Origin of the sequence: Macrococcus bovicus (assembly GCF_004359575.1) — a bacterium.
GTDB classification, from domain to species: Bacteria; Bacillota; Bacilli; order Staphylococcales; family Staphylococcaceae; genus Macrococcus; species Macrococcus bovicus.
The window spans coordinates 253,573-276,183 of the sequence record NZ_SCWF01000001.1; the positions used below are offsets into that span (position 1 = coordinate 253,573).

The 22,611-nt window shown below is 40.9% G+C and carries 36 protein-coding genes; 2 read left to right on the forward strand and 34 right to left on the reverse strand.

Features of this window, described 5'->3' with window-relative positions; all coding sequences use genetic code 11:
* Window positions 1-73 precede the first annotated feature (73 nt).
* The 23 genes from ERX55_RS01460 to ERX55_RS01570 all read right to left on the reverse strand — a co-directional run bounded on the left by ERX55_RS01460 (window position 74) and on the right by ERX55_RS01570 (window position 12,523).
* Entirely contained in the window at window positions 74-496 is a 423-nt protein-coding gene (locus ERX55_RS01460) for a cupin domain-containing protein (protein WP_133450801.1), read from the reverse strand.
* A gap of 93 nt (window positions 497-589) precedes the next feature.
* On the reverse strand, window positions 590-1,075 hold the full coding sequence (locus tag ERX55_RS01465; protein WP_133450802.1) for a GNAT family N-acetyltransferase: 486 nt from the start codon (window positions 1,073-1,075) through the stop codon (window positions 590-592).
* Window positions 1,076-1,132: 57 nt separating this feature from the next.
* Window positions 1,133-1,981, reverse strand: coding sequence for a prohibitin family protein (locus ERX55_RS01470; RefSeq protein ID WP_133450803.1), 849 nt, complete (start codon window positions 1,979-1,981; stop codon window positions 1,133-1,135).
* Complete coding sequence (locus tag ERX55_RS01475; protein WP_133450804.1) at window positions 1,917-2,252, reverse strand: hypothetical protein; 336 nt, start codon at window positions 2,250-2,252, stop codon at window positions 1,917-1,919. Before ERX55_RS01475 ends, ERX55_RS01470 begins: the two co-directional genes overlap by 65 nt.
* A gap of 1,197 nt (window positions 2,253-3,449) precedes the next feature.
* The gene (locus ERX55_RS01480) at window positions 3,450-4,118 is read right to left on the reverse strand and encodes a hypothetical protein (protein WP_133450805.1); all 669 of its coding nucleotides are present in this window, start codon (window positions 4,116-4,118) and stop codon (window positions 3,450-3,452) included.
* A 277-nt stretch (window positions 4,119-4,395) separates the two neighbouring features.
* Window positions 4,396-4,758, reverse strand: a complete 363-nt coding sequence (locus ERX55_RS01485) for a hypothetical protein (protein WP_133450806.1) — start codon at window positions 4,756-4,758, stop codon at window positions 4,396-4,398.
* Window positions 4,759-5,073: 315 nt separating this feature from the next.
* Complete coding sequence (locus ERX55_RS01490) at window positions 5,074-5,832, reverse strand: hypothetical protein (RefSeq protein ID WP_133450807.1); 759 nt, start codon at window positions 5,830-5,832, stop codon at window positions 5,074-5,076.
* Window positions 5,832-6,191: a hypothetical protein gene (locus tag ERX55_RS01495; protein ID WP_133450808.1), complete on the reverse strand. Its 360-nt coding sequence runs from the start codon at window positions 6,189-6,191 to the stop codon at window positions 5,832-5,834. The genes ERX55_RS01490 and ERX55_RS01495 overlap by 1 nt, the downstream gene beginning before the upstream one ends.
* A gap of 53 nt (window positions 6,192-6,244) precedes the next feature.
* A complete protein-coding gene (locus ERX55_RS01500; RefSeq protein ID WP_133450809.1) occupies window positions 6,245-6,547 on the reverse strand; it encodes a hypothetical protein in 303 nt (100 codons plus the stop codon).
* Window positions 6,548-6,558: 11 nt separating this feature from the next.
* Window positions 6,559-7,287, reverse strand: coding sequence for a hypothetical protein (locus tag ERX55_RS01505; protein WP_133450810.1), 729 nt, complete (start codon window positions 7,285-7,287; stop codon window positions 6,559-6,561).
* Window positions 7,284-7,490 carry a hypothetical protein gene (locus ERX55_RS01510; protein WP_133450811.1) on the reverse strand — a complete coding sequence of 69 codons (207 nt, stop codon included), beginning with the start codon at window positions 7,488-7,490 and terminating at the stop codon, window positions 7,284-7,286. Before ERX55_RS01510 ends, ERX55_RS01505 begins: the two co-directional genes overlap by 4 nt.
* A 2-nt stretch (window positions 7,491-7,492) precedes the next feature.
* Window positions 7,493-7,840, reverse strand: coding sequence for a hypothetical protein (locus tag ERX55_RS01515; RefSeq protein WP_133450812.1), 348 nt, complete (start codon window positions 7,838-7,840; stop codon window positions 7,493-7,495).
* A gap of 37 nt (window positions 7,841-7,877) precedes the next feature.
* Window positions 7,878-8,081 (reverse strand): hypothetical protein, encoded by a 204-nt coding sequence (locus ERX55_RS01520; protein WP_133450813.1) that lies wholly within the window; start codon window positions 8,079-8,081, stop codon window positions 7,878-7,880.
* Entirely contained in the window at window positions 8,081-9,328 is a 1,248-nt protein-coding gene (locus ERX55_RS01525; RefSeq protein WP_133450814.1) for a replicative DNA helicase, read from the reverse strand. The genes ERX55_RS01520 and ERX55_RS01525 overlap by 1 nt, the downstream gene beginning before the upstream one ends.
* On the reverse strand, window positions 9,315-9,656 hold the full coding sequence (locus ERX55_RS01530; RefSeq protein WP_133450815.1) for a hypothetical protein: 342 nt from the start codon (window positions 9,654-9,656) through the stop codon (window positions 9,315-9,317). Before ERX55_RS01530 ends, ERX55_RS01525 begins: the two co-directional genes overlap by 14 nt.
* On the reverse strand, window positions 9,653-10,468 hold the full coding sequence (locus ERX55_RS01535; protein WP_243721425.1) for a conserved phage C-terminal domain-containing protein: 816 nt from the start codon (window positions 10,466-10,468) through the stop codon (window positions 9,653-9,655). The genes ERX55_RS01530 and ERX55_RS01535 overlap by 4 nt, the downstream gene beginning before the upstream one ends.
* The gene (locus tag ERX55_RS01540) at window positions 10,469-10,825 is read right to left on the reverse strand and encodes a hypothetical protein (protein WP_133450816.1); all 357 of its coding nucleotides are present in this window, start codon (window positions 10,823-10,825) and stop codon (window positions 10,469-10,471) included. It lies immediately after the preceding gene.
* Between the two features lie 103 nt (window positions 10,826-10,928).
* Window positions 10,929-11,132: a hypothetical protein gene (locus ERX55_RS01545; RefSeq protein WP_133450817.1), complete on the reverse strand. Its 204-nt coding sequence runs from the start codon at window positions 11,130-11,132 to the stop codon at window positions 10,929-10,931.
* Entirely contained in the window at window positions 11,120-11,335 is a 216-nt protein-coding gene (locus ERX55_RS01550; RefSeq protein ID WP_133450818.1) for a hypothetical protein, read from the reverse strand. The genes ERX55_RS01545 and ERX55_RS01550 overlap by 13 nt, the downstream gene beginning before the upstream one ends.
* The gene (locus ERX55_RS01555) at window positions 11,328-11,519 is read right to left on the reverse strand and encodes a hypothetical protein (protein ID WP_133450819.1); all 192 of its coding nucleotides are present in this window, start codon (window positions 11,517-11,519) and stop codon (window positions 11,328-11,330) included. Before ERX55_RS01555 ends, ERX55_RS01550 begins: the two co-directional genes overlap by 8 nt.
* 1 nt (window position 11,520) lies before the next feature.
* On the reverse strand, window positions 11,521-11,973 hold the full coding sequence (locus tag ERX55_RS01560; protein ID WP_133450820.1) for a hypothetical protein: 453 nt from the start codon (window positions 11,971-11,973) through the stop codon (window positions 11,521-11,523).
* Window positions 11,974-12,010: 37 nt separating this feature from the next.
* On the reverse strand, window positions 12,011-12,283 hold the full coding sequence (locus ERX55_RS01565; RefSeq protein WP_133450821.1) for a hypothetical protein: 273 nt from the start codon (window positions 12,281-12,283) through the stop codon (window positions 12,011-12,013).
* Window positions 12,284-12,319: 36 nt separating this feature from the next.
* Window positions 12,320-12,523 carry a helix-turn-helix transcriptional regulator gene (locus ERX55_RS01570; RefSeq protein ID WP_133450822.1) on the reverse strand — a complete coding sequence of 68 codons (204 nt, stop codon included), beginning with the start codon at window positions 12,521-12,523 and terminating at the stop codon, window positions 12,320-12,322.
* Window positions 12,524-12,645: 122 nt separating this feature from the next.
* Here ERX55_RS01570 and ERX55_RS01575 point away from each other — a divergent pair, with 122 nt between their 5' ends.
* A complete protein-coding gene (locus tag ERX55_RS01575; protein WP_133450823.1) occupies window positions 12,646-13,563 on the forward strand; it encodes a helix-turn-helix domain-containing protein in 918 nt (305 codons plus the stop codon).
* Window positions 13,564-13,566: 3 nt separating this feature from the next.
* The gene (locus ERX55_RS01580) at window positions 13,567-14,793 is read left to right on the forward strand and encodes a tyrosine-type recombinase/integrase (RefSeq protein ID WP_133450824.1); all 1,227 of its coding nucleotides are present in this window, start codon (window positions 13,567-13,569) and stop codon (window positions 14,791-14,793) included.
* Between the two features lie 145 nt (window positions 14,794-14,938).
* Here the strand turns inward: ERX55_RS01580 and ERX55_RS01585 are convergent, their stop codons facing one another.
* From ERX55_RS01585 to ERX55_RS01635, 11 genes are all read right to left on the reverse strand, one after another.
* Window positions 14,939-15,463 carry a YqeG family HAD IIIA-type phosphatase gene (locus ERX55_RS01585; RefSeq protein WP_133450825.1) on the reverse strand — a complete coding sequence of 175 codons (525 nt, stop codon included), beginning with the start codon at window positions 15,461-15,463 and terminating at the stop codon, window positions 14,939-14,941.
* 196 nt (window positions 15,464-15,659) lie between these two features.
* On the reverse strand, window positions 15,660-16,358 hold the full coding sequence (gene mtnN, locus ERX55_RS01590; RefSeq protein ID WP_133450826.1) for a 5'-methylthioadenosine/S-adenosylhomocysteine nucleosidase: 699 nt from the start codon (window positions 16,356-16,358) through the stop codon (window positions 15,660-15,662).
* A gap of 50 nt (window positions 16,359-16,408) precedes the next feature.
* The gene (greA, locus tag ERX55_RS01595; protein ID WP_133450827.1) at window positions 16,409-16,885 is read right to left on the reverse strand and encodes a transcription elongation factor GreA; all 477 of its coding nucleotides are present in this window, start codon (window positions 16,883-16,885) and stop codon (window positions 16,409-16,411) included.
* A gap of 23 nt (window positions 16,886-16,908) precedes the next feature.
* Window positions 16,909-17,523 (reverse strand): uridine kinase, encoded by a 615-nt coding sequence (gene udk / locus ERX55_RS01600; RefSeq protein ID WP_133450828.1) that lies wholly within the window; start codon window positions 17,521-17,523, stop codon window positions 16,909-16,911.
* Window positions 17,523-18,761 (reverse strand): peptidase U32 family protein, encoded by a 1,239-nt coding sequence (locus ERX55_RS01605; protein WP_133450829.1) that lies wholly within the window; start codon window positions 18,759-18,761, stop codon window positions 17,523-17,525. The genes udk and ERX55_RS01605 overlap by 1 nt, the downstream gene beginning before the upstream one ends.
* A gap of 11 nt (window positions 18,762-18,772) precedes the next feature.
* On the reverse strand, window positions 18,773-19,696 hold the full coding sequence (locus tag ERX55_RS01610) for a peptidase U32 family protein (protein WP_133450830.1): 924 nt from the start codon (window positions 19,694-19,696) through the stop codon (window positions 18,773-18,775).
* Between the two features lies 1 nt (window position 19,697).
* Window positions 19,698-20,324 (reverse strand): O-methyltransferase, encoded by a 627-nt coding sequence (locus ERX55_RS01615; RefSeq protein ID WP_133450831.1) that lies wholly within the window; start codon window positions 20,322-20,324, stop codon window positions 19,698-19,700.
* Between the two features lie 105 nt (window positions 20,325-20,429).
* Complete coding sequence (gene mltG / locus ERX55_RS01620; RefSeq protein ID WP_133450832.1) at window positions 20,430-21,557, reverse strand: endolytic transglycosylase MltG; 1,128 nt, start codon at window positions 21,555-21,557, stop codon at window positions 20,430-20,432.
* A gap of 15 nt (window positions 21,558-21,572) precedes the next feature.
* Window positions 21,573-21,899: a DUF1292 domain-containing protein gene (locus ERX55_RS01625; RefSeq protein WP_133450833.1), complete on the reverse strand. Its 327-nt coding sequence runs from the start codon at window positions 21,897-21,899 to the stop codon at window positions 21,573-21,575.
* 12 nt (window positions 21,900-21,911) lie between these two features.
* Complete coding sequence (gene ruvX / locus ERX55_RS01630; protein WP_133450834.1) at window positions 21,912-22,334, reverse strand: Holliday junction resolvase RuvX; 423 nt, start codon at window positions 22,332-22,334, stop codon at window positions 21,912-21,914.
* Window positions 22,327-22,596: an IreB family regulatory phosphoprotein gene (locus ERX55_RS01635; RefSeq protein ID WP_133450835.1), complete on the reverse strand. Its 270-nt coding sequence runs from the start codon at window positions 22,594-22,596 to the stop codon at window positions 22,327-22,329. The genes ruvX and ERX55_RS01635 overlap by 8 nt, the downstream gene beginning before the upstream one ends.
* Window positions 22,597-22,611 lie beyond the last annotated feature (15 nt).

Here is a 22,611-nt window from a genome sequence, read left to right on the forward strand (position 1 = left end):
AATCAATACCCACCTTCTGACAATATAACCTCATATAGAAAATAAAAAGACAAACTTTTAAGTCTGTCTAAAATCACTGTTCATTTGGATCGTTTTCAGCATCTTCATGTGTTTTATGGACAGTACCAGGTTCATGGTCAGGCCCTGCATAGATAGAATAAAGTTTAATCGGTTCGTCACCTTTATTCGTCACATTATGCCACGTATCAGCAGGCACAATAATGATATCATCTGCCTTCACTTCACGCTCAAAGTTCAGGTTGTCTTCACTTGGTCCCATCTGACATAGACCTTCCCCTAGCTCAATTCTCAAGAACTGTTCAATACCATGATGAATCTCAAGCCCGATATCATCGCCAGGTTGAATCGTCATCAATGTGACCTGAAGTTTATCTCCCGTCCAGATAGTCGTACGGAAGTTGTCGTTTTCAAGTGTCATACCTTCAATGTTCTCAACTACAGGCTGTTTGCCGTGGTCTTTAAAATCATAAGCCATCTCTAAACCCTCCTATAAAATAATATACATTTACTTCTACCCTTAAATATCAAAGATAACTATCAATCGATGACAAAAGAGTGACTAATGAGCCTAAATTCTATAGCCAAGTATAGTTAAAGAATAGGCTTTATCATCCATATAAGCGACATCCGGCAGCTGCCCATATGTCGTGAAGCCGTTCTTCTCAAAGAGACGTATGGAGGGTATATTATGGCTGAAGATAAAGGCAAGCAGTGTTCTCAGGCCCAGCTCTTCTGCCTGTCTCTTCAGTTCCTCTAGAGCATACTGGCCGATTCCCTGTCCGCGGTGATGCTCATCAATATAGATGCTTACCTCTAGCGTCTGATCGTAGGCGGCACGCGCATAAAATGTACTGAAGCTCATCCAGCCGACCACTTCATCACCTTTCTCAATCACATAGAGCGGTTTAGCATCATGGTGGTCGTGAAACCACCCCACTCTACTTTCCACTGACACTGGCTCCACGTCTGCTGTCACCATGCGGCCTGCTATTGTGGAGTTGTATATTTCGACAATTCTATCCAGGTCTTGAAGTTCTGCCCGTCTCGTTTTCATAAGATGCCTCCACTTTTTTCTTAATCTTAACACAAAAATAGGACTGCATCTGCAGTCCTATTTATTCACATCCACAATGACACCTTCGCCGCCGATAGTTATCGGCTGCTTACCGTCCCATTTATCGATCATCTGCTTTTTGATGATCTTATTTGTCAGTGATTTATCCAGGATTTCATTCGCTTCCGCCTGACCCTTTGCTTCAATCTTCTTCTTCGCCGCATTCTGCTCAGCAATAGCGCGGTCAGTCTTCGCGCGCTCCAGTTCCTGGTTCGCTTTTACCCGTTCATCAATGGCAGCCTGCGTCGCCGCATCTGCCTTCGGACTTGAAATAGCGATATCTTCAACGATAAATCCTTGGTCTGTCAGGTTGTTCTGCAGTTCATCCAGTGTTGCCTTCTTGATTTCACTGGTTTTGACACCAAATGTCTCAATCACGGAATATTTGGCGACAGATTGACGCAGACCATCCAGTACACGTGTCCGCAGGAAGCCATTCTCCAGCCCTTCAATATCCGCATTACCGAACTTATTGAAAATCTTGACGACCTTAGTCGGGTCCACATGATAGTTGACACTGATATCCATATCCAGGTTCTTGCCGTCTGATGTCGCGACGTTCAGATTCTGATACTCCTTCGTCTGTGTACGGATCGGATAATGGACAGCCTTGTCTAACGGCGAAATAATGTGCCAGCCGGCTGGTTTAGTCTGATCCTTCACCCCTGTTACCGAGTAGATGACGGCCTGATAACCTTGCGGCACCTTTTCGATACACATGAACAGGATAAGGGCACCTAACAGCAGTAATGTGCCGATAATAGTGGTCAGCAGTAAAGATTTACGGTTGACCGGTCTTTTCGCGGGTCTGACGGTCTTCACTTTCGATGTGCTTGATGAGTTCATTAACTTCCTCCAATTCTTCGGTCAGCTGCCTGATTGCCTGCTGTGACTGAAAGTGCCTGCTTCTGATCTGAATGGCATGAATGAGACGCTCTCGTTCTTCTTCCAGTCTGACGAGTTCCAGTTCTTCTTCATACTGTCTGTGCTTGGTTAAGCGCTTCTCGTCATTCACTTCACTTCTGAATGACAGATAATCATAGAAACGGGACAATACAAAGTAGAGAATCACCGCAAGGATAATCAGGATGATGAATCCGATTAAGAAATAACGCATAAAATCCCTCCATTCCATGCTTACTACCATTATAACATGACTATATGTAAATAAATGCAATAAAACCATGACAATGTCATGGTCTACTCTTCCCATTTGATGGATGCCATTTAAATGAGAAGTAATACATTATCAATTTCAGGTATATCAAGGGCTAAACAGTCATCAGGCCGCTTCTGATATTAAGTGAAACATTATTTATTATCATAAAGCTGTCGTTTTTTTGTCGTTTTTTATGCCTGAAACCTGGGTGAACGTTTCGTTCTATCAGATCACTATTATCATACACCAAAGAAGCGGTCCTGTCCTTTTTTAAGGCATGTAAAACCGGTAAATCTTTAGGATTCTTAAGGACTTTCGATCATGATGCTAAGGCCGACATTTCGGCTCTATATCAGGCATGAGGTCGTATTTCACGACGTCATACTATGTCCTAAAGGGTCACGCTGTTTTACCGACTCCCTTTACAAGGGTTAAAGACAAATATGTCGCTTACTCTTTTTTGAGCAATAACCTCTATATTGGTCACACTTTTTTGTGTACTCAAAAATGAGTAACCAATATTGGCTAGTCAAAAAGGAATAACCAATAGCTGTCGCTCAAAAAAGAACAATAGCTCTTAGTCGAAAAAGGATAACAGTTTTTGAACCCGCACAAAAATCTTCAAGTTCGTCAAAATTGGCGGAGTTCAAGGCTGCCTCATTTTTGGGATGGCCTCGCCTTTCGTCCGGTCAAACCACATTGCCGTTTTGGGAATGTGGTATACAGAAGAATGATAGACCACTACCCTGAATCGGGGTATAGATTAGATATCCCCAATTTTAGGGTGGGGTCGCGTTTCACGACCTCATATCCTTAAATTAAAAAACGGCTATTTTTTGAATTAAGGATAATGCTGGGGTAACGATTCGTTACGTCAGCTACCTGATGCAAACAATCCTTACATCAGGTCTAGTGTTCCTTAGATAGGTTCAATCATGTACCTATCTTATATATTGCATAAGTCAGGTCTCCGCTCAATAATCCTTAGTCCAGGGTGTGAATAATCTGCACATCCTTTGGGCGTAAACAATCCTTACGCATTATAACTACTAGTTAGAGTGCCTGTCACGTGTGTTGTGCGTCTTCTATATAGAATGAAATGTCAGGTTTTGTCAGGTTTTTGTGTTATGAGTACCTTTTAAAAGATCATTAAATTTATTTTTTTATAAATCTAGGATCATTAAGAATTATTGTTTCAATTTGTTGTCTAACCTTATTAATTTCATCAATATCATCTTGCATATCAAAAATTATAGAGGTATATAATTCAACATTCCTATCCATTAATCCCTTATCAGATACAACTGTGTATGAGTCATCTTCTTTGATAGGATTACTTATTAATAATGTGTCTCCACTATGAGTTATATCGTTCCTAATTTTTCTTGTTTTTCTATTACTTCTCGTGGCTCTTTGTGGGTAACCTGTATTGCTTTTCGCTATAAATTTATCGTAATAATTTCTATATCTATAATCATTACTCTCATCATCTAACTCGCTTTCACTTTTACCGTTAAAATGTAGATGAGTATAAACTATTATTTTAAGTAAAATATCATCAAGTGTATTTATCATTCTTAAACAAACATTTAAATAAAAAGAGGCTTTAATTAATAGGGATAGATCAAAGTCACTTTCAATAACTTTATCATATATTTCTTGAAACTTTTCCTCCGCAAATGAATATAAAAATACGTTATTATCGTATATGTTCAATAAATCAAACAATTTTTCTTCAATTCTTCCTCCAATTGGACCTAATCCAAAAGCACTTATTAAACTATTAGGGTCATCATACTTAATCAAAAATTGGTTTTTTGCCATGAGTTTTACTCCTCCACTTATTATTACTCAAACCATATTAAAAATAGATTTTAATTGCAACCCTGTTCCGTTCTGTAAAACGCCTGTACTCCGTTCTGAGTTATGTTAGGCAGATCACCTGTACTCCGTTTGAGTTGCGTTAGGTGATACGCTTAATAGTCATCTTCCAACCTTAGAGTAATGCCACATTCTGCAACACTTCAACAAAAAAGAGATGCAACCTTTGCACCTCTCTAACCATGTTCGTTTGATATAAAATTGCAACCTTTTTTAGTTGTCATAATTTTCTTCTTGTAATCACTTTAGCCTCATTCAGCTCTTGCAATATATCGCGCTTCCGCTTCCAGGTTATCCGTTTTTTGTTGTGTATCATCGAAAGCAGCACATCTTTTCTGATATAGAGTATGCCGTGCTGATCCATTACACTTACTGACTTATCTATGTGATACAGTCCTCTATACGTCTGTGCCAGGTACTTGTTAGGCTGCTGCGATATGTACCCTTTGAGTTCGGGCGCTGTACCATATCTGAGACGGTTTCTGTTGCCGATTTTAGAAGCGGAATTAGTATTCCCACTGTTTCCCTTGCTGAACGTGTGACCGTGCTTAAATCGTCCCTGTGCGTCTCTGAGAGCGTCCATGTCATCACTCCTTTTTTATAGCCTCCGAAATCTCTATTTAGGGTGTCGGATATGTCGGATTCTCTTTTTAAGGCTGCCGATACTGCTGATTTAGCCAACGCAATTTTGCGTTTTCAGGCTTCCTTTTCTTTTTAAGGGAGCCGATAAAGCCGATTTTCGCTTTCCAATTTTGGAACATCCTTTTTAGGTGTCTAAAATGTCTAAATGCTCATATATTGAACCATCTAGCAAAAGCTAGCATCACCCTAGCAATTCCTAGCACAATATATATATGCGTATTCTAGTATTTTCTAGTAATTGTGTGCCTACATCTGCCTACATGTTAATGAGTCCGTACTCTTTTTCGGTCCATGATTGACGTTTTTCTTGCCGTTCTTTTATTGATGCACGGTATTCAGCGATACGCTCGGTTTCTCTCAGTTTTTTAAACTTCTCTTTATGTTCAAACCACTTTACCGCTTCCGGGTCTCCATTTTTTAATCTTCCCTTGTATTCTAGGTGTTCTTTTCTGGTTTCAACGTCAAGAAAGCCAATATTCCAATAATCAACTTTATTTTGTTTTTTAATTGCTTCATAGTCGATTTCATATTCTGTAAATGCATCTATCTCACTGCTCAATATATTTACCTGATCCGCCGTAAGCTCTTCATAGTCCTCCACACATTGATAGCCCTTGTCAGTCCGTTCTTCCCTCACTTCTTGAAGCTTCAGAAGAAAGCGATTATATTTATCAGCTTCTCGATTATTAAACTTACCAGTCTTTTGATATTTAAAGACGGCTAGATAATGAGAAGGTTTTGCGCGATCAGCAGCTTCAAAAAAATCTTCATAGTCTCTTTCAGCTCTTTTCAAAAATTTATCCAGCTGCTCTTTCTTTTCACAAATTCTTATAGCTAGATCTTCTACCAACCAACCGCCTTTATACCATCCTTTAACCTCATCAATTTTTATCGTTCCAACTGATAAGTCATATAATTCATTAATTTCGTCTTGCATTTTTTGAGCTTTGAGACTGATAAAAGCAGGGTTAAACTTTGTTAATAAGTGATAGTATTTGAGGTAACATTCTTCCATTACATCAACCCCAATAAATAGTTAAAATCTTGATTCGCTTCTCTATTTTGCAATACTTCTCTTGTCTGTTTCATCTCTTCTAGGAAATCACTCTCAATCTGTTTAAAATAACCCTCCTCTTCCATCTTTTTCAGCTCTTCATCCAACTTTTTTTGTGCATCCTTGTATAGTCCGCGATTTTTAAGTTCATCAGCTACTATACCGACGCGCTTCCGTTGTCTTCTTACACAATCTTCGTTCTGATTTACCTCATGTTCTTCCAGAATTATATTTTCACTTCTAAAAAGGTTTAAAAGTGTCTTATCGTCTATTTGAAGCGGTTCATTACGAATAATGTCGAATACAGTTACCAGTTCCATTAAATTCTCCCCTATCCTTTTAATAAAAGGCAGGGCCTAAGCCCTACCCTGAATTACTTCTCTTTGTCTGCCAACCATTGCTTGAACTCTTTGTGATGCAATACGAACTGTTTGAACATCTCTTCTTTGTCGTTCAATGCTTGCTGATAGTCTTCAATGAGTTCTTCGATTGCTTTAAAGACCGGATTAGTTGATCTGGCATTCTGAGGTTTGTTCTGATAAAAATTATTAAAGTTCTCTCTGTTGATGTTTTCAGTCAATTCATCTCTTGCTGCCTTAACGCCTTGATTCTGTAATATTCTCAAGAAACGTTCTTTCTCTTTTCTGATTTCTTCATTCACCTTGTTATCAGTCATGTCCTATCCTCCTAAATTCCGTACTCATTTTTGTATTTATCAAGCGTTAATCGCATTGTTAATCTAGCTGCGCCTCCGCCATCGGTAGCATAACGGTCCATTTCTTCTTTCAGCTTGCGATACACTTTGAGTTTAGGCGGTGTCACAATGTCGTCAATTTCGTTTTTGAATGTCGAGAAACTTACTAATGCATAATCTTGCTCAAAATCTGCGAGTTGTTTAATTGCATTCTTGAATAGATAAAGATTGTTATTGATCGCATGTGCCTTGTATTTGTCGTATTTTGCCGCTTCCAGGTACTCACTTAAAAGCACTCGTAAATCAGTTACTGTTCTGATGCTGTCTATCTTCATATTCAACTCATTAGTCATCTGACTGTTGTAATAAACACGCTTTGTAATTTCGTCTGATGATAGGTTATCTGATTCATTCAGCGCTCTGTTTGCCGTTTCAACGATGAGGTTACGTTTCTCAACCTGACTCTGTGCCGCCTGCTGAATTGCTTGCTCCGCCCTTTCCTTCTCTTCCTGGATAATCGCTCTGATGCCTTCTTTAAGCGCGCCATCCGTATATGTTTTACCGTACTGATCCTTATACTCGGCAATACGTGCATCTGTCGCTTTGCCGAAGTCACCGATATTTGCAGCTGGATCACGATTAATCAAGTCCTCATAAGCCGATTTAACCGCTCCATTGTTAAAGTCTGTCTTGTTCATCAATTCAATAATTTCATTTGTCATTGTCCTGTCTCCTTATCTGTTATGTTTTCTGCTGTCTTTGTCGATTGGTTGTATAGCGATGTGTTCTTTGCTTTCCGTTCTTCTCGTCTTGCCCTCACCATGTCCCTCACTAAGTCAGGTGGCGCATTAGTTAGATCAATCAAGTCACCCTCTGCTGTGCGATATAGGCTCCGGCCGTCGTGCGTTCTTACCCAGTCACTCATCGTTATGCCTCCCTGTTTATTTGTTCATGGCACTTCTCTAACATACTCAGACGACCTGTCAGCGCATCCACACGCGATATAAGCGCACGTTTTGCTATATGGAAGTCATAGTCGTTCTGACAATAGAAGTAGCCCTTGCGCCCCTCTATGCTGCTTGAACCGATAGGTATTTCAAAATCATTTACTAGTTCGCTGATGATCTGCTGTAACTTCCTGTGATAGTCTTTGTCCTTGTTTAGTTTTGCGAGTATATCTGTTGATGATATATACTTATGTTCGGCTGATTTAATGATATTAAGTACATTGGCGTGTTCCTGTGTCATTATCAGCCCTTCTTTTTCCTGGTCCATCCTGTCCCTCCTTCCGATTTATTATTGATGAAGCGGCTCAACTTGAATCAAGCCGCTCAAATAACGCTTGTTGAAAGTCATCATCTGCTTTATCGAATAGCAGAACCTCATTGTTATCAATCATCTTTTTAAGTTCTAGCCCTAAATTCAACCACTGTTTTTTTAATACACCGCTCTCCTCGCTCATATAAAGCTCTCTGAGCGTCGTTAAGTATTTTTCTACCGTGAATACCTCTTTCATCAAAAGAATCCGCCTGTGGTCTTGTAGAAGCTAAATAGGGCTGTTCCTGTTGCGCTGTCTTTACTTTTTGCAATGATGCACTCAATATCTGACTTGCCGAAAGGGTCAGGCTCTTTTGTCCTGTTGTAATAGTCGTCACGGTACAATAAGAAAACCATATCAGCATCTTGCTCGATTCCGCCGGCCTCCCTTAAATCACTCATGACGGGCCGCTTCTCTGTGCGGCTTTCTACTCCCCTATTCAGCTGAGAAAGTGCAATGATGACGCATTTCTGTTCTTTAGCGATGATTTTTAACTTCCGGCTGATCTCCTCAACTTCTAATCGTCTGTCTCTGTGCTTGCCGTCCGGCATCATAAGCGTTAGGTAGTCGATGATGATGACATTGTTCTTTGCTGTCTGTTTCATCCTGGACGCCTCACGACTAATCATTGAGGGTGTCACATGGTCGTTATCATGCACCACTAGAGACATGTCTTTGTATTTTTCTAGCGATTCAGCTATCTTGTCCTGTTCGTCATCTGTGAAAGAATCAGGTACTTTAAATTTATTGAGCTGTACGCGGCTCATTGTGGCCAATATGCGCTGTGTGATTTTCTTGTTGGTCGTCTCTAGTGAAAACAGTGATACATGATTGCCTTTGTCAGCCAGCTTCAAAGCAAGGTTGAGGGCAAAGGCCGTTTTCCCTGTGGACGGCCGCGCTCCCACTACAATAAGCTGTCCAGGCTCAAAGCCGCCTATCAAGTTATCTAGCTGACTGTAACCGGTCTTAATAAGGCTAGGCTTTACTTCACCGCTCAACTCTTTTACGATCTCCCCTATGACTTCCTTCTTGCTGTCACGCTTCGAGACTTCGAGACTGTTCACATATTGCATGACCTCATTCAAGTGCTGCCTGTTCTCTTTAGTGGGATTGTTGCTATATTGAATACTTGCATCCGATAAAGTTTTCGCCTTGAATACTTCCAACACTTCGATTTGATATTGTGTGAAGTGTGATTTGAATAACAGTTCATCATTCCGCCACTGTTCAATTAATGCTGAGGGTATGAAGTCAGCTTCATACTTCTTTGCTGTGTGATAAAGTGCTGCCAACTCTAGGCCATTGTTCTTCTCGATGAATGAGAAGAAGCGGGTAGAATATGGATCATAGAACATTTCAGGTTTCAACGTTAGATCACTGAGAAGCTCCGGGTACTTAACGATTGAGCCGATTACCATATATTCTAGGTTTTCATTCATCATCATTCAGATACTCCTTTAAACGGGCGTAGCGGGCCTGTATGCGCGCTTGTTTCTCTGGGTCCTTAGGTTTATTCCTGTTTGCCTCAATGTCCCGCTGTATGGCCTCGTATTGGCGCTGTGCTTCATTGATTTGTTCATACATGGCAATATCTGAAATGTGAGGAGCAAACCGCACTTGGCGGTAATACTCCGATAATCTATTGTTAGTACGTTCATAGTCGGCTGTACGTAATGCGTCTAGCCATGCCTGGCCTATCTCCCGATTTAATTTGAAGTTAGGATATAGGCTCTGTACACGCTGTACGATGCTCGCCGCTTCCTTGTCTGTCATCGGTCATCCTCCTCACTGAGTAAGTCAGTAATGTTAAAGGTTTCGTTGTCACTAGATTGATTGGTTGATGGTACTAGCCGTTCATTTAGATACGATTCAAACTTATTACCAAACAATGTTTCAGGTCTGAGGTATTTGTTATTAGATGGATCATTGAGCCATTGACTTGTCTTGTTATCAATCACTGTCCTGAAATCATCAACTGAATATCCCTCATTTAGTCTTGCATTGATTAATGATTGAGTTTTCTTGGTGTTATGTCTAAATGATTTAGAAGTCTGAGAATTGAGATACTCGATAATATCTTTTATTTCTTTATCATTCTTTAATTCTTTTACATTCTTGTGTATAGTATCCGGTTGTTGTCGTAATCGCTTCGTATTCGTAGTATTTTCGTTGTCGCTTTCTTTGTCGTATTCGTAATTTTTAGGGTCTTGATAAACGTTGTAGTTATGCACTTTAACGACCATACCTCTTGTCGTTTTCGTGGTCGTAATCATAGGCGTATTCACATCGTATTCATTTGTAGCTTCGCTTGTTTTTCGTAACCAACGTAAAATGTTATCAATTTGGTGTTTGGTAGGCTTCTCAGTCCTGTATCCTACTTTATAACTACATACTTCTTGTATTTCAGGTATGCTTATAAGACACTCTCCACGTTCAAAACCTTTAGTTTCATCTGCTTCGTGCCTAGCTTTCATGAGAATATACAACCAAACTTTTAAATGAAGCGGTGACATATTCCATATTTCACTTTCAATCAACTTACGAGAAAGTAGAATATAGCCGCCTGGAATGAGAGGTTTATTCACTTAATCACCCCTCGCTTTCTTCTTTTTCTGATAACGTTCTCTAGCCTTTTTATTCCGACGCTGCCTTAGTTCTTCCGGTGTATATTTTCCGTATTTGATCTTTACTTCTCGATTTTCGACATAGGCTCGAAACATGTGACTATTAAAGCCTGAACCATAATCTAAATACTCATTTTCTGATATTAAGCCTTTTAAAAATGCACATTCACAACAATAATGGTGATCTCCATCTGCATAATGCGGGATACTTGCATCAAATTCTTTCGAGCAATTATCACATTGATATAACTCAACATCCCAACATGCAAGCGTTCCATCAGGTTCTTGTTTAACGATTATGATGGTATCTTTTAACATTCTTCGCCCTCCTCCTTTCCTCCTATGAATAATTTGGGTTTAAATGCACATAGGCGGTACATAAACCGCCCTGAGCATGTTATAATTAAGGTCGAATAATTATTTATTGGTCTTTCCCCTGGTCAGTGTTTGGTCGCGCTGCTAGGGGCTTTTTTATGATGATTAGAGCTAGGTTGTTGAGCTTGATGATGTCCTTGAAGTATCGTTTGAAACCCTCCCTGTTGCTGTCATACTCTTCAAACGCTTCTGACGTTGTAAGCTCAAATATAACGGCCTTGTCGTCTATGGTTATCTTTACACCTCGCATACTATCCCCTCCTGGTAATCTTTCAGAGTCTTGAATTTCAGTGATCTGACCGGCATTTTCATAGTCTGAATCAACTCAATGAAAGCATCGTGCCACTCTTCTTTATTGGCCCGATATGCCTCAACAGCATCTTGATGAACGAAAGTGATTACCACGTCGCCTTGTCTGTCGTACTCGACACTTACACCCTCGCGCCTAACCATTCAGCACCTCATTAAGTTCAGCATCTGTACATTTGAGCGTCCCACAAAAACGGCCTTCAGTAGCTTTTGGAACCAACTTTTGAAGCGACGATAGCGGGATAGTAGCAATGATGGTATCACTTTTTTCAGGGCGTAAATTGTAGAATCCTAATAAGCTCCGTCTAAATGAATACTTCTTTTTCATGTTATTTGTCCCCCAAACGATTAAGATTCTCAATGTTATCTTGAATTTTGCTGATTCTACCAATAGCTAAGAATAAATCAGCTTTTAGATCTTCAAAATCGCAGTTATTTTCTTTCAAATACTGTTGTAATAAATGAAGTTCGGCAAATGATAAATTTTCTAAGTTCTCCGCAAAACCTTGAGAGTTGCAGGCTGCTATTAGTAATTCATCGACACTAAACATTAATATCCGAGTTGATACAGGACTTACGCCAAAAACATAGGAATTTTTTCTTACTAAACCATCAAAATGTTTTTGTCTTACTACTTCTCTTACGTTTTCCGCTTCCAAGGCGTCAAGTGCGTTACAGATTTCAGTCTGAAAATACTCTTGTACTGTGAAATTATCGTTTGTTTTAATATCTGCTACGTTTGCGGCATTAGTTAAGATTTCTTTAGCTTTTTCTACTGACATGTTTATTTCTCCTTTAGGCTCATGGCCGGTTTATTTGTTATTTCCAACGTGAGTTCACATGTTCTAAATATGCATCTAGTCGATCAATGACTATCAGCTTCAATCCGCTAGATACTGATATGGATATGTCGCTAAATTCTTTTGTTGCTTCCGCTGCTGCTATGATCCTGTTAGCGGTTGCCTTGCTTGTGTGAATGTACTCATGCACGAGTGAAGCACGGATGTACTTCGGTTGTAGAGTAACAATTTGCTCTTCTTTCAAGATACTTTCGTGCGGCTGCGGGTTGTCTAACTGAATGACTTTATTCATATAATTTCACCTCCTTAAACATATAAAAACATAACTTTAGTCGAAAAAAATCTCGTCTACTGTAATATTCGGAAATAATTTTTGTCTAAGACTATTCCTAACTAGCAACATTTCGCTTTTAGAGAAAGCAGTTTTTCCATGTTCTTTCATGCGATAGGCTTGAGGTGATATTCCAAAAAGCCTTGCCATATCATTTTGAGTTAAGCCAAGCATTTTTCTATAACCGATAATTTTATTCAAAATTTACACCTCCATAACTTTTCATATATTACATAATTATAATAACTTTTTATTTCGTATCGGTCAATATATTTCATAGAAAAACATAACAAAATATTATATAATAGTCGTGAGGTGAATTTATGAATAAAGAAAAAATAGGACGTAGAATTAAAAGTATTCGACGCGGCCAGGGTCTCACTATGGTGTTATTCAGTGAAAAGATTGACGGAGTTAAGTCAGGTGTTATTTCTAACTGGGAAAATGGAAAACAAGTACCGAACAAAGAACGATTAAAAAAAATAGCCGAAATTGGAAACGTCACTGTCCCTTATCTATTGTATGGGGAAATTCGAGAAGTGATAACAGATATGACAGATGAATTTTTCGTTAGAAAAGCAAGATTGTCGTTGCTAGATAGACAAGAAATTATCGATGAGAACGATCAAAAATATTTAACGGAACGGGCTACTTTTTTTTATAGAAAATTCTCAGAAGACAATCCTGAAAATATTGACCGTCTTATGACCTGGGGAGAAAAGAATGAATATGATTCTGAATTTTACTCATATATGATAAACGACTTTGAAAGAGAGTTAAATCAAATATACGCTCTGTATGAAGGTGAATTTGCCACAATGCCAGCGAAATTCAAAAAGATATCGGCAATCCTTCAAGAAAATTTCATCGACGCTAAGTCGGTTGAGGATTTTATCATTAAAATTTTTAATGAGATCAAAGACGAAAAATTATCATCAGGATATAAAGAGGCTCTTTACCTAGATACATTAGAATTTTTCACACGCCTATTTCACGGCTGCTTTCAGCATTACGAATACCATCGCAAACCGAAAATATATGATGCTATTGGTTCAGCTATTATTTCCGGCAGTGTAAACATTACTTATAATATAGACCTTGCTTCGTTTGCTAACTGGCATAAACTGACCGATAACCGAAAAGAAAAACTTCATGCTCAACTGACCAATATGAGTGAAATGATGATAAACCATGAATTAAACGACCAAAAGATGACCGAAGCCAATATCAAGGAGGACTAGCCTATGTTCTGCGAAGAGTTCATTAATAAGCATGGTGTCACTCAATACCGCTTCGTTGAGCGTTATACAGACCCGCTGACGAACAAACGCAAGCAAGTGAGCGTTGTCATGAACAAGAACGGTAAACAGTCTCAGAAAGAGGCTCTGAAGCGGCTGAATTCGAAGATAGATGACAAGCTGAATAATGTCAGCAACACTAAACTATATCAGCTGACGTTTTACCAGGCGTGCGAAGAATGGTACGAGCATTACGTCAAGACTTCCGGCAGCAAGCGTACCACTGTCAAGACGATAAGAAGCACGCTGAATGGTATCGAGAACAACTTCGATCATAATATGCTCATTGTGAAGATGGATGCGAAGATAATACAGAAGCGGTTTAATGAGTGGAATGTCGAGGTTACTTTTGGCCATCTCGTAAGGTGCAAGAACATCTTAAGAGGTGTATTCAAGTACGTTAAAGCGTTCTATGGTTTGAAGGACGTATCATTCTTTGAGGATATTACAGTGCCTAAGAAGGCTCGGACACTTGACCAGGTGAAGGCTAAGAAAAATAACTATCTTGAAGAAAGTGAAGTCAAGGAGCTTCTTGTGAAGTTTGATGAAATGATTGAGAACACGCGTAACCGGCTCATGAAGCGGAGCTATATGCGTATCAAGAACATTGTAGAGTTTCAGATATTGAACGGCTTACGCATCGGCGAGTTAGTCGCTATCAAGGTAAACAATATTGACTTTGACAGCAAGAAACTTGAAGTGGATGGTTCACTTGTACGCGAACCGGACAAGAACGGCAAGACTTTCGGTGTCAAGGACACGACGAAGAATGAATCGAGTTACCGCGTGATTGATCTGACTGAAAGAAGCTGTGAAATATTACGTAGAGTCATACTAGAGAACAAGGCTACTAAACAGTGGGATGATAACTATTTCGATAACGGCTTCATCTTCACCAATAACCATGGCAGCCCGATGCAGCTAGACAAGATCAACTTGCTGCTTAAGAACGTCGTTGAGATTACCAGCTTCAAGGATAAGAAAGTCACCTCGCACACCTTGCGTCATACTCATATCTCTACCCTGGCTCAATTAGGCATCCCTATCAAGGCCATCATGGAACGTGTGGGCCATTCCAATCAGAATACGACTATACAGATTTACACTCATGTGACAGATCAGATGAACAAGGACTTGCTATTCAAACTAAATAAACTTGAAAAAAACGGGTGATGAGAACTCAATCTCATCACCCGTTTTCCTGTCGTTTTTAGCAGAAAGTATAATATATTGTCGTTTTTCTGTCGTTTTTTTCGGCTGTTTTCTGAGTTTTGACACTTAAACCCTTGATATATAAGCGTTTATATAAAAAGGTATATTACTCTTCCCACTCGATATAACCCTTCCGTTTGAAATAGGCGAGGAAGCGTCTCTCCATCATGCGGTTGACGCGCGTCTTCCATTCGTCATTTGATTTGACGGGTACCACCATGATCGAATAAAAGCCGTTGGAATTCGCTGCCAGCACATCAGTCATCATCTGGTCACCGATAACCACTGTCTCATCCGGTGTCACTTCCATTGCTTTGACCGCTTTTTTGAACGCCTGCCCCATCGGTTTTCGGGCATTAAAAATATAGTCTACCTTCAGCGGCGTCGCAAATGCAGCGACGCGGGTCTCATTATTATTGGAGACGATTGTAATCTTGATACCCGCTTTTGCCATCTGATTGAACCAGGCGATGACTTCTTCTGTGGCCAGTTCGACATCCCAGCCGACTAATGTATTGTCCAGGTCTGTGATGATTGCTTTAACACCCCGGGCCTTCAGATCTTCCGGTCTGATCTCAAAGACATTCTTCACGTATTGGCTGGGCATTAAATATTTTTTCAGTATACTCACTGTTTTCACCTCAATTCATTCATACCTTAATTCCACCATAATAAAACCCCCATTCTCTTGGAACTGGGGGTCCATGCTATTCGATGATTTCTTTGTCGCCGTAATCGACTTCTGTTTCACTGTAAATGATGAAGCCGATGATCGCAGTTGCAATCACTGATAATGCCATGATGAAGATCATGTCAACGCCTCCTAACTACTTTGTCGCAGCAAATGTCTCTATTAATGATTTTACAATTTTACTGGACGATACGCAAGCGACTTTCAGGAACTCTTCGAATGTCATCCCTGCTTCTCCGTTCGCCAAATCTGAGACGGCACGCGTGATAATGAAAGGCGTCTGGTACTGATAGGCGACTTGTGCCACTGCCGCTGCTTCCATTTCAACAGCGAGCACATCAGGGAAGTTCTCGATAATCTTCTGTTTCTTCTCCAATGAACCGATAAAGCTGTCGCCAGAAACGATCAGCCCGATATGAGCATGCAGATCGTTATGCCGGATCGCTTCTTCTGTCAGCGATATCAGCTTCTTGTCTGCCGCATAAGTCTTTGGCATACCCGGCACTTGTCCTAGCACATAACCAAATTCTGTCGCATCTACATCGTGATGCAGGACCTCACGGCTGACAACGATATCACCTACACTCAGTCCCTGGCCAAGCCCGCCAGCAGAACCTGTGTTGATAATGGCTTCCGGCTGATAATGTTCGATAAGAAGAGCCGTCGTCAATGCGGCGTTCACCTTACCGATCCCACTCTGCATCAGGACCACTTCATAACCGTACAGACTGCCTGTATAAACTTCGACATGCGCATGTTTTTTCACTTCAAGATGCTCGATGTCATTCTTCAGGATTTCGACTTCCTCCTGCATTGCACCTATAATTCCAAGCATGATTTTCCTCCTCAAATAAAAAGTAGATTCCTAAAGAATCTACTTGAATTTTAGCTGATTTCGACGATTTTAACACGCATTTCATTACCGTTCGGTAACGGTACGTTCACTTCGTCATTCACTTTTTTGCCGATCAATGCTTTAGCGATCGGTGATTCATTTGAGATCTTGCCTTCAAATGGATCCGCTTCTGCAGAACCGACGATCATATATGATTCTTCATCGCCGTCCGGCACTTCCACGAATTTCACTGTGCGGCCGATCTGTACTTCTGATTTTGAACCGTCATCAGAAATGATTTTAGCGTGACGGAGCATCATCTCAATCTTGACGATCTCCTGTTCAACGAAGCCCTGCTCGTCTTTTGCAGCATCGTACTCAGAGTTCTCTGATAAGTCGCCGAAGCTGCGTGCCACTTTAATTTTCTCTACTACTTCAGGACGTTTAATCGTCTTTAAATGCTCTAATTCTTCTTCAAGCTTGTTATAACCTTCTTGAGTCATCGGATATTCTTTTTGGATTTCCATTACTGTTCCTTCTTTCTGTGACCTTAATTTCTGATCAATGATTGTATTTTAGTTGTCATGATATCAATGGCGACTTCATTGCTGCCACCTTCAGGAATAATGATATCGGCATATTTCTTTGTAGGTTCAATAAACTGATTGTGCATCGGACGGACAACCGTTAAATACTGCTCGATAACGGATTCCATTGTGCGACCACGCTCTTCTATATCTCTCGTCATTCTTCGTAATATACGAAGATCTGCATCTGTATCTACAAATATTTTTACGTCCATCAAGTCTCGCAGCTCCTGGTTCTCCAGTGCGAAAATTCCTTCTACTATAATAACATCTTTCGGTTCAAATGTAATCGTTTTCTCGCTTCTTGTATGGATGGTGTAATCATATGTCGGCACTTTGACGGCCTTGCCGTCCCGCAGGTCGGTCAAATTCTGGATGAGTAAATCATTATCAAAAGCAAATGGATGATCATAGTTGGTCTTCAGTCTCTCCTCGAAACTGAGATGAGTCTGATCTTTATAATAATAATCCTGTTCAATTAAAGCAACGCTGTAACCTTCCAGGTTCTTTAATATTTTAGAGGTTACAGAGGTCTTCCCGGACCCCGAACCACCTGCAATTCCAATGATAGTAGTCATCAAGCCATTTCCTTCCGCATCATATTATTTTTGTATACCGGATGGTCCACTTTAATCTGTACAAGCTGCAGTGGATGACGCGCAGCATCAAGCGCAGTGCCTTCTTCATCGTAGATCGCTGTGATCACTTGTTTGAAGTTGTCAATTTCAGGTCCGAAGAATTCGATTTCCATTCCCGGCTTGAAGTTGTTACGCTGCTGTATCGTTGCCATCCGGGTCTTTTCATCATAGTCTAACACTAATCCACAGAAATCAAAAGGCGTTTTCTTAGATTGCTCATGCCCGAACATCTGCTCCTCGTAGCCAGGCACCCCTTCAAAGAAGGCAGGGGCCGTATCGCGGTTTGCACATTTGCCCAGTTCAATGATCCACTCAGGATCGATTTTGAAGTTCTCCGGATCAGCACAGTAGGCATCGATGACTTTACGATAGACAGAGACGACTGTCGCGATGTAATGAATCGACTTCATCCGCCCTTCAATCTTCAGCGAGTCTATACCGATATCAATCATGCTTGGAATGGATTCAATCAGCTTCAGATCTTTCGGACTCATCGCAAATGGTGTCACATCTTCACCTTCAAAGACTACATCCAGTTCATCATTGTCCACCGTAAGCAGGTCATAATCCCAGCGGCAGCTCTGACAGCAGCCGCCGCGGTTAGAGTCACGGGCTGTCATATGGTTACTTAAAGTACAGCGTCCTGAATAGGCGATACACATCGCACCATGAACAAAGGCCTCAATTTCAATATCCACTTTTTCCTTCATCAGACGCATTTCCTCTGCGCCGGTTTCACGTGCCAGCACCACACGTTCTAAGCCTTCATTTTTCCAGTACTCCACTGCTTTCCAGTTTGAGAGCGACTGCTGCGTACTTAAATGAATTTCAAGCTTCGGTGCCACTCGTTTACATGTCTCAATAATAAGCGGATCCGCTACAATGATACCTGTTGCGCCCGTTGCTTCCAGCTGACGCAGATAATCATCGAGCCCTTCTATATTTTCATCATGGGCAATGATGTTCGTTGTGACATAGATTTTTGCGCCGTACTTCTTGGCGAAGTCGACACCTTCCTTAATCTCATCCATCGTGAAATTATCAGCATTTGAACGGAGTCCATATTCCTGTCCACCCAGGAAAACAGCATCTGCACCGTAATGAACGGCAATCTTCAGTTTCTCAAGATTGCCGGCAGGCGCTAACAGTTCCGGTTTCTTTAATATTGTTTTAGTCATACTATCATCCCTTAATATACAGTTTGTTTATAGAGGAAGCCTTGATCTAGCGGACGATGCTCCGGCTGGATATCTTCAATCGCTTCCATCATATCGAATTTTTCATCGTCGTAAAGGTCGGGGTCCTCATGGTAAAGATCAATGGCTTTACGGTATTGTCGCGTCACTTCTGTGATATAGTCAGCGGAATGCAGGACACCATCTATTTTAAAGCTGTCAATCCCTGCCTCAAACAGTTCTTCCAGCTCTTCTATCACGCAGATGTCATTCGGACTCATGATATGTGTGCCGTTGTAATCTTCATAGATAGGATATTTGTTGTTGCGTTCCTCATCATAGAGCAGCATATTCTTGGCATCCTGACGGTTCTCAATCTTCATCGCTTTATCCATGTAGAGGAAATAATTACCGAGCAGCTGACGCTTCGACTGGAACATACAAGTCATGCCATGGACCTGGACTTCAATCTCGACATGTGTGTTTTCCTTGATCTCGATCACTTCTTCCATGCTCAGTTCGCGAGCAAGAACCGCCCGCACAGCACCGCGTTCACCCCAGTAGTTACATTGGAACTGGTTGGTCACCAGTGTTTCCTGGTTCCAGTGCAGCGGAATCGGATTTTCCTGCTCTTTCACATACATCACAACAGCAGGGTCGCCGAAAAGAATGCGATCCGGCCGTACTTCGTGCAGCCAGTTGATATAGTCTTCTACAGCATCTAAATGCTCATTGTGAAAAAGTCCGTTGACTGCCACGTAAGCTTTCTTATCTGCTGCGTGAATCATGTCGATGGCCTGCACAAGGGATTCACGGTTGAATTCTCCTGCTAAACGGAGCCCAAACTGCGCTTCACCGATGACAAAGGCATCGGCGCCTGCTTCCAGGAGCTCTTCAATATGTTCGAGTGACGTAGGGGTTACCAATAATTCAGTCATATTACCTCTCCTTTATAGAGATGCTCATGCCATCTCCTAAATCTATGAAATTCGTTGTATAGTCTGTCTGTTCTTTCAGCCAGTCATTATATTTCTCAATTTTTCTGACCATCTGTTTGACGTTACGGCTGCGGACAATTTCGATATTGCCGACAAAATCGTGATAAAGAATATTGTCAGTAATGATGAGTCCACCTTTTTTAACGAGCGGGCTATAGAGTTCAAAGAATCTCTTCGACTGCGCTTTCGCCGCATCGATAAACAATATATCATATTCCCGGTCGTTTACTTTTTCAAATGCCTCAGCCGCGTCTGCAAATATCAGTCTGACCTGCTTCTCATAGTTAAAATGCTTGACGTTCTGAACCGCTAAATCATACATTTCAGGATTCCGCTCGATCGTTGTCACATGCATCTGATTATCGACCGACGCGAAGTGCATGCCGCTGTATGCGATGGCTGTGCCGATTTCCAGTACGCTCTCTGCCTTGTGAATTCTCATCAGCTGTTTGACCATCTCAAGTGCGACCTTGTCCATGATAGGTACAGCGTTCTCTTCAGCATATTCCCGTAATTGGTCTAAAGAACTGACCGCGTTCAGCTGCGTAATATATTCTCTATTATCCATTTTATTCAATCCTTTAACAGAAAAACTACCAACCCGAGGGTTGGTAGAGTTCATCAATCATTCAGATTATTGTAGCACATTTCAGGGGATTTATTAAGCTAAAAATTAAAATCCGATGTATTTCGCTTTATTTGCATTATGCTCTTCCAGTGTTTTTGCAAAGTAGTTTTTACCGTTCTTATCAGCGAGGAAATACAGATAATCTGTATGAGCCGGATTAAGTGCGCTTTCCATTGACTCAGTGCCGCTTGCTGCAATAGGGCCGGGCGGCAGACCGACGTTCTGATAAGTATTGTATGGATCATCTACTTTTGTATCCTGCTCATAAGTGACGTCTTTATGACGGCCAAGTGCATAGAGAACAGTCGGATCGGTCTGCAGAGGCATCTCAGGATTCTCTTCCATACGGTTGATGAATACCGAAGCAATCTTTGCACGATCAGTCAGGCCGGATGCTTCACGTTCAATCAATGAACTGAATGTCAGGAACTCATGGAAGGTCATCCTTTTTTCCTGTCCTGCTTCATTAATCAAGACACCGCCGTATTTATCCCATAATGGAAAGGCATTATCTTCCGTTGCAGTCAGCATCTTATCTACAATCTGCTCAACTGTCGGATTCTCTTCCGTGAAATCATAGGTCGCCGGGAACAGGTAACCTTCAAGCGGATGTTTGATTTCTTTGTTATAGACCTCTTTTGTAATGAGCTTAGGGTGTTTTTCCTGCATTTTTTTCACGAACACAGGGTCGTCAATTTGTTTCGTGAACTCCGTTGCTGTGATTGAAGTATTTTTTTCTACGATTTTACCTATTTCATCTAAAGTGATACCTTCCGGAAAACCGATTTTGAATAAGACCGGCAGATACACCTCGCCTTTTTGCAGGCTTTTAGAAATCTGTTCAAATGTCATAGAAGGAGAAAGTTCATACTTCCCTGCCTTAAAGTCAGAGATATTGTTGAATTTCAGATAATACTTAAACATCGTGCTGTTCTTGATAATATGATTTGCTTCTAGTTTCTCACCAATTGCTGTTGCAGATTCGCCAGGCAGTATTTCAATTTTGGTCACTGCTTTGTTATCCGGGTCCAACGGTTTCTGGCTGGATGTGAAATAGAACAATCCAGCAATACCAGCAATAATAATTCCCAGTAGGAAAAGTCCGATGATGATCGCTGAAGCGAATCTCGATACGGATGCCGTGTCACGTATCTCTTTATTTCGCTTACTCATAGATTCACCTTATCCTTAGAAATTTTCCTCATCGATTTCAGTGTTGACGATTTCTTCAATCATATCCCACTCTTCATCTGTTTCAACCGGTAAGAAACGGCCGCCGTCACCTTCTTCATTAGGGACGTTAATCATCGGAATAAGTTCAATTTCTTCATCATCTGAAGCACCTTCTTCCGCTAAAATCACATAGTTTTTATCGAACTGCGGATTATAGAACTCCAGCACTTTGCGGTAAAGCACTTCATTGTTATCTTCATCATATAACGTTAAGAGCTCTTCCTCGTTGTTGATATCCAATGTTTCTTGTACTTCTTCATTTTCATTTTTAAATTCAGTCATAGTCATTCTCCTTTAGGATTTAGAATTAAGATAGCCTTGCAGAATAAAGACCGCTGCCATCTTATCAATAACAGCCTTCCGTTTCTTACGTGAGACATCTGCTTCAAGCAAGGTGCGCTCAGCCCCGACAGTCGATAATCGTTCATCCCACATGACGATTTCGAGATGCGGACACGCTTCCTTCAACATTTGACTGTACTGAAGAGAAGCTTCGCCGCGCGGACCAATTGAATTGTTCATATTTTTCGGCAGTCCGATGACCGCCACAGATACTTGATGCTCTTCAATAATCTCCTTCAGCCTGTCAATGCCGAAAATACCTGCGTCTTCATTGATTCGCAAAGTTTCCAGTCCCTGTGCCGTCCACCCCATCGCATCACTCAATGCGATGCCGACCGTCTTGGAGCCTACATCGAGGCCTATTACCTTATTCATGTGACGCTGTTTCTGACTCGATATAATGCTTCACCAGCTGCTCCATGATGTCATCTCTATCCAGTCTTCTGATTTGGTTACGCGCCTCATTATGTCTTGGAATATAGGCGGGATCACCTGATAAGAGGTAGCCGACAATTTGATTGATCGGGCTGTAACCTCTTTCTTCCAAAGTATGATAAACATTCAGAAGGACGGTACGTACTTCTTCTTTCGGTAATTCTTCAATGTCGAATTTCATCGTCTTATCAAAGTTTTCCACTAAGTTACACCCCTT